This is a genomic window from Microvirga sp. Mcv34 (genome assembly GCF_024519725.1).
In the GTDB taxonomy this organism is placed as follows: domain Bacteria; phylum Pseudomonadota; class Alphaproteobacteria; order Rhizobiales; family Beijerinckiaceae; genus Microvirga.
Window position 1 is genome coordinate 1 of record NZ_JALJRK010000126.1, and the last position, 8,746, is coordinate 8,746.

General features: G+C 62.3%; 6 protein-coding genes and 1 pseudogene. 6 read left to right on the top strand and 1 reads right to left on the bottom strand.

Annotated elements, in window-relative coordinates; translation table 11 throughout:
* The 6 genes and pseudogenes from OC446_RS27955 to OC446_RS27975 all read left to right on the top strand — a co-directional run.
* Window positions 1–528, top strand: a pseudogene (locus tag OC446_RS27955) (hypothetical protein); the annotation flags it as partial.
* Window positions 509–670 carry a DUF433 domain-containing protein gene (locus OC446_RS31175; protein ID WP_410055161.1) on the top strand — a complete coding sequence of 54 codons (162 nt, stop codon included), beginning with the start codon at window positions 509–511 and terminating at the stop codon, window positions 668–670. The pseudogene OC446_RS27955 and the gene OC446_RS31175, both read left to right, overlap by 20 nt.
* Window positions 671–1,249: 579 nt before the next feature.
* Window positions 1,250–2,437: a tyrosine-type recombinase/integrase gene (locus tag OC446_RS27960; RefSeq protein WP_262032214.1), complete on the top strand. Its 1,188-nt coding sequence runs from the start codon at window positions 1,250–1,252 to the stop codon at window positions 2,435–2,437.
* The gene (locus OC446_RS27965) at window positions 2,428–4,734 is read left to right on the top strand and encodes a tyrosine-type recombinase/integrase (RefSeq protein ID WP_262032215.1); all 2,307 of its coding nucleotides are present in this window, start codon (window positions 2,428–2,430) and stop codon (window positions 4,732–4,734) included. The genes OC446_RS27960 and OC446_RS27965 overlap by 10 nt, the downstream gene beginning before the upstream one ends.
* Window positions 4,679–5,095, top strand: coding sequence for a DUF6262 family protein (locus tag OC446_RS27970; protein ID WP_262032216.1), 417 nt, complete (start codon window positions 4,679–4,681; stop codon window positions 5,093–5,095). The genes OC446_RS27965 and OC446_RS27970 overlap by 56 nt, the downstream gene beginning before the upstream one ends.
* 316 nt (window positions 5,096–5,411) lie before the next feature.
* Window positions 5,412–6,818 carry an ISNCY family transposase gene (locus tag OC446_RS27975; protein WP_315986554.1) on the top strand — a complete coding sequence of 469 codons (1,407 nt, stop codon included), beginning with the start codon at window positions 5,412–5,414 and terminating at the stop codon, window positions 6,816–6,818.
* A 72-nt stretch (window positions 6,819–6,890) separates the two neighbouring features.
* On the opposite strand, the gene OC446_RS27980 is transcribed toward OC446_RS27975, so the two are convergent.
* The gene (locus OC446_RS27980; protein ID WP_262032217.1) at window positions 6,891–8,660 is read right to left on the bottom strand and encodes a toprim domain-containing protein; all 1,770 of its coding nucleotides are present in this window, start codon (window positions 8,658–8,660) and stop codon (window positions 6,891–6,893) included.
* Between the last annotated feature and the right edge of the window lie 86 nt (window positions 8,661–8,746).

Sequence of the window (8,746 nt, forward strand, 5' to 3'; positions counted from 1 at the left end):
GACGACATTACGGCCCTCCTTGCAGACGATCTTGCAGATCTTGACCATGAGACATCTCGGCCTTTGGGTAGGCCGCTCGCCGATACCAGGAAGGGCGTACACTTCCATAAGAGGTCCGGCCTCGGGCGCCTAGTCAGCCTGGAAGAGGGTAAAGCGCTGCTGGCCGAAATCACAGTCGATGATGACTCGACAGACTGGGCCGCATCCGAACTCCTGGCTGCGGACCGTATGGTGGAGAAGCTTGGTATCTCCGCCGCGACGCTCGAAAGTTGGCGAGAGAGCGGGAGGGTCATTGCTTTCCGCAAAGACACCCAAGGGTTTGTCTATCCGGCGCGGCAGTTTGAGCATTCCCGACCGATCGGAGGGCTCGATCGAGTTGCCAATTACTTTCCATCACCGGAGGAGGCGTGGGAGTGGCTGGTGACGCCCAATCTGTACACCGAGAGTGCGGCACCGATCGACCGGCTGCGATCAGGGCATATCGAAGAGGTCGTTCGGGCTGCGGAAGGTGCGCTTGACTTCCAGTGAGGATACGAACGCAAGCCGAGACGACACGATTGTCTCGGATCCCGAAACCCTGGGTGGCATGCCGGTCATCAAAGGCACACGGGTCTTGGCCTATGACTTGGCGGCGTCCGTGAAGGCAGGTATCCGCGGGATCGTATATTAGCAGCCTATCCCACCATCAAAGAGCACCATCTGGATCTGGCTGTCGCTTACGTTGACGCTAATCCATCGCCGCGGCAGACCCGTCATAGGCTTCCTTCATGGCCGGGAGCAACTTTGGTAAAGTCGGGGCGGATACCGCGGAGGAAGGGATGATGGCCGAGCCCCAGGATCTTGAGTACGCAGGACCTGAATGGTCCGGGCAGCTCAGGTGTGCAATCCGGGAGGCCATTGCCGAGGCTGTTGCGGAGCATCAGAGAAAAGGAAATCCCGTGTACTTCACGGACAATGCGGGTTGCTTGTGCTTGCTGATGCCGAACGGACAGGAGCGCCGGCTGACCGATGACGAGATTGAGGCTCTCACACGGTAATCTATCGCCAGGTTCTCTTGATGTCGACTCGCTCATTTAGGCAGCAAGGCGATCTCGTGTCTGGCCACAGACTTCTTGTCAAAAGTCTCCTTATGCGAACACCTATAGGTCGCTTGGTCATGTCAACGACGTGATCGACCTACTCCTTCGGGGGCTTGGCGCCGGTCCCTGACAATCGTAGAATCAGGTGTCAACGACGCGGATGACGGCCCATGCACCTGCAGCGCATCGTCCTCCCGAGCGGCCACGTCACCTGGACCGCCTATGACGGCGACGCCATCGTTACCGAGATCCGCGAGTTCGTCATCTATCTGGAGGCGCGCCATCACGCCCCGAGCACTGTCGCGCACTACGCCCGGCACGTCGTCCGGCTCGGCAACTATCTCGCCACCATAGGCAAGAGCTTCCGCGAGATCGCACCCTTGGACCTCGACCGCTTCATTCCCGCGGTGATCCGCCATGGCCCGATCCTGGATCTGAAGACCGCCCTCAACATCATCCCGCTGCGCCCGGAACCCGTGGACGTTTCCGCCAGCCTGCACAACCAGATCCTGTTTGCGATCAAGGCCTTCTACACCTTTCTGGACATGCGCCACGCCGCGCTGATCTTTGATGCCGGCGAGCGGCCGCGCACGTATCATCCCGACGCCTACAAGCCTTTCCTGGCCCATATCATGCAGCGGAAGGCGCGGCGCCATACCGAAAGCCGGTCGGACCACAAGGCCAAGGCGGCCTCCGCCAAGCGGGCCGTCGACCACCGGCTGACGCCGGAGCAGGTCCTGAGGATCATCGAGGCGGCCAGCCTTATGCGCGACGCCTTCCTGGTGGTGCTCCTGTACACGACCGGCATCCGGATCGGCGAGGCCCGGGGCCTGCTGCACGAGGACTTCCGGTTGGAGGAGAACGTCATCTGGGTCACGCCGCGCCTTCACGAGAACAAAGCGCGCGTCAAATACGCCAAGGCGCGGCCGATCCCGGTGCTCGACTTCGTGATGACGATGTACGAGGACTATGTCGCCAGCGACGAATACCTTCCGGCCTTCGAGACCGGCACGAATTATGTGTTCTGCAACATCGCGAAAGCGCAAATCGGCCGCGGACTGACCGAGAGCAACGTCTACGACATTCAAAAGCGTCTGGTCCGGAACTCTGGCATTGCGTTCACCTGGCATATGTTCCGCCATACCCATGCCAGCGAGGCGATCGCTCAGGGCTATAGCCTGCTCGATGTCGCCGACCGCCTCGGGCATGTCAGCCCGCAGACGACCAATGCCATTTACAAGCACCTGTTCAATGCCGAGTACAAGAAGCTGCAGCTCAAGAACCACACGGAGGTCGAAGAGCGCCTGAATGACTTGCGGCGTATCGGCGTGGCGGAGGAGAAGCTCAAATGGCTCTGACACTCGCCCGAAGCTGCGACCCGGAAGCCGCCTATCTTGGGAGCCTGCGGGCCTATCTGACTGCCTTGCACCCTGCCCTGCTTGAGCGAGACCTGTGGGGCTTCCATACGCTTCGGGAATGCTTCGGGATCGATGCCGGATCCGCGTTATACGCGCCGGACAGTTATGGCGGGGCGAGGCACGCTCAAATCCTCCGCGACGCCCAGGAGATTGAGCCCAGGAGTGGCTGTGTTGAGAACAACACCTATGGAGAACGCGGCAGAAAGGGCCGACCGGCATCGATCATCCGGCAGCGCGGACAACCGCTATCCGATGCGTTGCTGGGTGGGATTGGCTTCGACTTCGCCGATGTGCCGGAGTTCTACAAGACGGAGCTCAAGGCATTTTTTGCCTGGCGCCTGTCACGGCCACAGAGCCGGCACTATCGCTGGTACACCAGAGCGGTTCAGTTGATCCCCTTCTGTGCTGACCTTGCATCCACTCATGCACCTCCGGTCCGCCACCTGATCGACTTCGGGCACCCCATCGAGAGTGGGTCAGGCCGCGGCAGCACGCCCCTGCGGAGCCTGTTCGAGCAGTGGCTGGCAGCGCGGGACTACTCGGCTCGTCCCACGAAGCGCAAATGGCGTCGGGACGCCACGATCCACGAGACAGCCTATGGGCCCGTGGCCAGTGCTGCGGCCAATGCCTTGGTGTTCACCCTCATCCTCTTGCGCGAGAAGGCCAAGCCGGTGGAGGCCAGGGACCTGGTGCTCCTGGAGGATGTTTATCCTGCGGATGAAGTTCCGGTGACGCGGTCCAAAGCCCCCTACCTCAGCTTCTTCCGCATCCAACTTCCGTGGCTGCGCACCGTAGCGCGGCGCTACATTCTCAACAAAATCGAGCACAAGGAACTCTCGCCGCGCACGCTTCCATCCTACATTGCCTCACTGGGACAGATCGAGGCATGCCTGTACAGCCTTCATTCCTCGCCTCGCCCCGAACACATCACACAGGAGTTCATCGAGCATACGTTCCTGTCGTGGGGCAACGACAAGGGGTTCACCGGACAGAACTGGTATACGGATCCGCTCAACATGCTTCAGTGGGCCTGCGCCTACCTCCCGGAATACCGCTGGCGCCGCCTTGTCTTCGATAAGAGAAACGTTCGCAGGGTTCGCAGCTATCATCCCCGAACGCATGAATATGAGCGCAATCTCGAAGACGCGATGGTGTCCGAGGAGGTCATTGAGCAGATCTTCCTGAGGTTCGACTCCCTGCCGGTTGTCTGCAAACGCCTTCTGATCATCGCCCGCTACACGGGCATGCGGTCCATCGACCTGCATGCCCTTGCGTTCGACTGCCTGGCACCGGATCCGGACGATGCCGACTTCATGCTGCTGACCTTCTATCAGTCCAAGGTCAAGCGCTGGAACACCAAGCCGCTGCACAGGAACGATGCCGCCCATGCTCTGGTCATCCAGGCCATCCAGGAGCAGCAGGACGACGTCCGGAGGGCATGGCGCCGCGAGACACAATACCTGTTCCCGCATAGGCTCGGCGATGCCGAGGTCCATCTCAGTCCTGGGCATACCCGGGACGTGATTGCGAAGTGGATCATTCGCCAGGGCATTCGTGACAAGGACGGCGGCATCTACAGGTTCGGTTGGCATGACCTGCGCCATTTTTACGGCACCGAGCTGGCGCTGGCCGGTTACGACATCATGATGATCCAGATGGAACTGGGCCATGCCTCGGCCGACATGAGCCTGATCTACGTCAACCAGCGTCTGAAGCTGAAGAAGAAAGCCGTCCTCGAGAAGGGGGGCGGCAAGTTCATCTCCATCAAGGGCGAGGTCGACGACAAGGTCGCCGAACTGGCGCTGCGCAAGGATGCCTCTTTGGCGGTTGACGTCCCTGGCGGCCTCTGCTCGCTCCCGGGCCAGATCGGCGAATGGTGCGAACACAATGGGGCCTGCTTCACGTGCTCGTACTTCCGGGCCGATATCGGGCAATTGCCGTTCTTCGAGAGGGAAATGCGCACCATGGCTGCCAGTCTCACCCGCCTCAAAGGCGAGGTGGAAGGCTTCGATCAGGACGGCCACCGGCGCATGGCTGACATTGGTCGAAAGCGGATGGAGCGGACCCAGCAGGGGCTTGCGAACGTCAAGACCATCATCAAGACGATCAGGGCGGAGGGAAGCTACAGTGGCCGGACGCGAAAATACCAGCGGGCTGCTTGCGGCAGCCCAGAAGCGGAGTGTGACCAAGCGGCGTGCGGTCGAGGAGATCCTGGGCGCCATGCGCCGGAACGGTGAGGTCATCTCGTTCAAGACCGTGGCCGAGCGCGCCAACGTCAGCCGCGAGTATCTTTACCGCCAGTTCAAGGAGGTGATCCAGCAACTGCGCACGACGGCGCTTCAGCAGGTTGTGACGGTCCATGGCGAGGAGGTCCGGGTTCGCTCGGCCGGCCATGCCGCAACGATCGAGGTGGCGCTGCGCCACAAGATCAAGCGGTTGGAATCGGAGCTGGCCGAGGTGCGGCAGCAGAAGATGGAATTGGATCGCCGCTATGAGCGCGCGCTCGGCGAGGCGGAGGAATGGCGCAGCCGGCATCAGCGCGCCGTGACCGAACTTCTCGAGGTGCGCAGCCGGTTAACAAGTTATGGGTCGTCATGAGCCATGACGGGCGAAGCCATCATGGCATGGACACCCCAAGCCGCCGGCACGCGGAGCGGTCAAGAAGGCCCGCAGGGCCCCGCCGGAGGCGGCAGGCCGCAGGCCTGTTCTTGACCGCGAGCATGGCGGTGGCACCTCGATCGCACTGACCATGGATGACATGTCAATCAGGTCTAACCACCTACGATACCTGAGGGATTTGAGAATACCTCTAGGTAAATGCGAAATGTTATCTGTAGGCGCAAAGTTAAAATGTCCCACCGTGGCAAACTAGGAATGTCACACTCCCCTGAACGGCAGTGCATGGGAGTGTGGCATGGGCTGGGTGGAGATGAGCGAACGAGAGCTTCGCCGCGCTGAGGTGCTGGCATCGGTTTTTGCAGGCCGCCTGACGATGACCGCGGCGGCCGGCCTTATGGGCGTCACCAGGCGCCAGGCGCATCGGCTCGCCCGCCAGTTTGCCGATCAGGGTGCGGCTGGCCTTCGTCACCGGGCCCGCGGACGGCCCTCCAATCGTCGACTGGGGCCGCATGTGCGCCAGTTGGCCATTGCCTACGTCACTGAGAACTATCGGGACTTTGGACCGACCTTCGCATGCCAGATGCTTCTGGAGCGCCACGGCCTGAGGATCTCGCGGGAGACGCTGCGCACATGGATGCGGGAGGAAGGGCTCTGGTTGTCGCGCAAGCAGCGGCGGCAGCTTCATCAGCCGCGTCTGCGCCGCGATCATTTTGGCGAGTTGGTTCAGATCGACGGCAGTGAACACCGCTGGTTCGAGGATCGTGGTCCCCGCTGCACGCTGATCGTCTTCATCGACGATGCCACCAGCCGCTTAGTCGCGCTTCGCTTCGTCCCATCAGAGAGCGCTTTTGCGTATTTCGAGACGTTGAAGAGCTATCTGACGAGCCACGGGCGGCCCCTCGCCTTCTATTCCGACAAGCACTCGATCTTTCGCGTGTCGAAGGCGCAGGCTCAGGGCGGCCAAGGCATGACCCAGTTCGGCCGAGCGCTGAGTGAACTGGGGATCGAGATCCTGTGCGCGAACTCGAGCCAAGCCAAGGGGCGGGTGGAACGGGTGAACCGCACGCTGCAGGATCGGTTGGTGAAGGAGCTGCGGCTCGAGGGGATTTCAACGCTTGAAGCGGCGAACGCCTATCTTCCAGCCTTCGTGGCGCGCTTCAATGAGCGGTTTGCGATCGCTCCCGCGCGATCGGAGGATCTGCATCGTCCGCTGGAGCACGCCCCAGCTCAACTCGACACAATTCTGGCTTGGCGCGAGCAGCGCTATGTCACGCAGCAACTGGCGCTCTCCTATGACCGCAAGCGGATTATCCTGGACGAGACGCCGCTGAGCACGGGATTGGCCGGCAAGTACGTCGAGACGTACGAGTTTCCTGACGGAAGGCTCGAGGTGCGCTGGCAAGGCGTCGCCCTGCCTTATCGCATGTTCGATAAAAACCAGCGGGTCACCCAGGCGGCGATTGTCGAGAACAAGCGGCTTTCGGAAGCTTTGGCCTGGGCGAAGGCTCGCCAGGATGAGCTCAGACCCGTACGCACCAAGACGAACAGCGAAGCGGGCGGCTATGTCGCCCGTCCGAAAGGGCGCCGCGGTCGGATGTCCTTCACCGAGCGGCACATCGCGGCGAAGAGGGCCCATCCCACTGCCTCTGCCGGGGCTGCTGCGATCATTGAGGTCTGCGCAGCCCCGGCAGAGGCTCCATAGAGCCCTGTGACATTTCTAATTTGCCGAAACCTGAGACATTTCTACCTTGCAGTGACACTACAGGCCTGTTCCTCAACGGTCGCGCGGGTCGTACCCGGCATTCTGTTGAGTGGCACGATGCGGGGCTTCCTTCTTCTGTTTGGCCCTTGACCGGGCTTCGTCCTCGGCCTGCAAGGCCGCGGCCATTGCACGAGTCCACCCCAGGATTTGGTCGTTCCAGCTCCAGAAGCCGTCCGCAGGCGTCCGGACCAAAACCGCGGCATTGGCACCGCCTGCCTCACGGACCTGCTCCTCGATCGTGCGGGCAAAACCTCGGCCGAAGTCGTCGTTGTCTGCCGCGATCTGGATCGTTGCCCCGGGACAGCGCCGAACGAGTTCCCGGAGCTGGTCGAGAGCATTGCCGCCGGGGTGTCCCGCAAGCGAGACGAGCAAGGCCCGCTCCGGGCTCTGGTCGATCTGATAAAGCGACAACCCTTCCAGGCCGGATCGCGCAAAATAGATGAGGGCCGGGTTGCGGCTGTCGCCCATCTGCGTGAGCGCTCTTTCGCCATCAAACGGGATGTCAGGCCTCGCGCCCCTGCCCTGCTCCGCGGATCTTTCATACTCGATGCCGGTGATCCGGCCCACACGGTCCCGGTGGGCAAACGCAGGACGACCGTCAGGGGATGTGCGAATGTCGGCACGGAAGCGCTGGAGCACCTCCGGCGCGATGTTGCGAGCCGTCAGCAAATGCTCATTCGGCCCTCGCGAGAACATGTGCCAGAGACGTTCGTGTTTCCGTACGGTCGCCGCATCCTCATCGGAGAGGTGGCTAGAGCGGCGCGCAGCCACGCGCGCAAGGAACTTGGTTTTGACTTCGGGCAGTGGGTAACGCGGCCCGGACAGGCGTTCGGCGATCCGCTCCCGCAGCGACTGGACCGCGTCGACATGCTGCGACACCGCGAGCCTAACAGAGTCTGGCCTCTCGACCGGCGCGCCTGGAAAACTAGCGCCCCCGCTCCGCGCTCCCGCCGATGTATTAAGGTGGGAGCCCGCTCCTTCTGGGCGTGCAACCCCGACGAACGCGCGAAGGTTCGGCACATAATCACTGACATTCCTTTTGCGCTCGCTGAGCCGCGCCTCCTCCATGACCGCGTTGCGGATCCACGCCACCCCCGCGCGCGGAGCCTGAACCCGCGAGGTATCGACATACAGTTGCACCTGCCGCCGGTGGCGGGTCATCGCCATGGCCAGACCCTCGCGGCCCATGCCGCGCAGATTTGCAACGTAGCCGTCATAGACGATCAGGCCGGCGGCGGCCTGCACCGGTAACACATACCCGTGCTGCATCTTCGGAGCCTGCGCCTGGCCGGAGCGGACCCCGACAAGGGCGGACAGCTGCGTCGTGATCGTCGCTCCGGTCCTGGCCAGCATTAAGGTGAACGTCGGATTAGGGCCCCCTTGAATGCGCTCAACCCGCGCCAGATCCATAGGGCGAATTGTCTGCCCCTGCACCTGGATATCCTCGCCGAAGACCACGTCGTCGCCCGCGGCCAAGGCCAGCATCACTGGTTCGCGGCTGCCGCTTGGGATAGCGCGCACCAGCACTTCCTCGCCAAGCTCTGCCCTTTCCCTGAGGGCACTGCGGACGCGATTGGTGATCTCAGCGACGTCCCGCGCCCGCCCAGTCAGGATGATGCGGGCCGGTCCATTTCCGTTGGGTCTTGAAACACCAGGGAAAGCCTGGCGTGCCGCAACATAGTCATCCACGAGAGCCTTCAGGGCGCTGTGGCGATCGTCTGCCCAGCAGATCAGGCCGGCCCGGTCATAGGCTTCCAGGGCCCGCGCCGGATCGCCCGCCATGAAGTCGTGCGAGGCGGCCCGTTGCCACTCCGCACGCTGGCGCTGGTCATTTCTCAGTTGGAACGCCCCAAGGGCACGGACGAGCG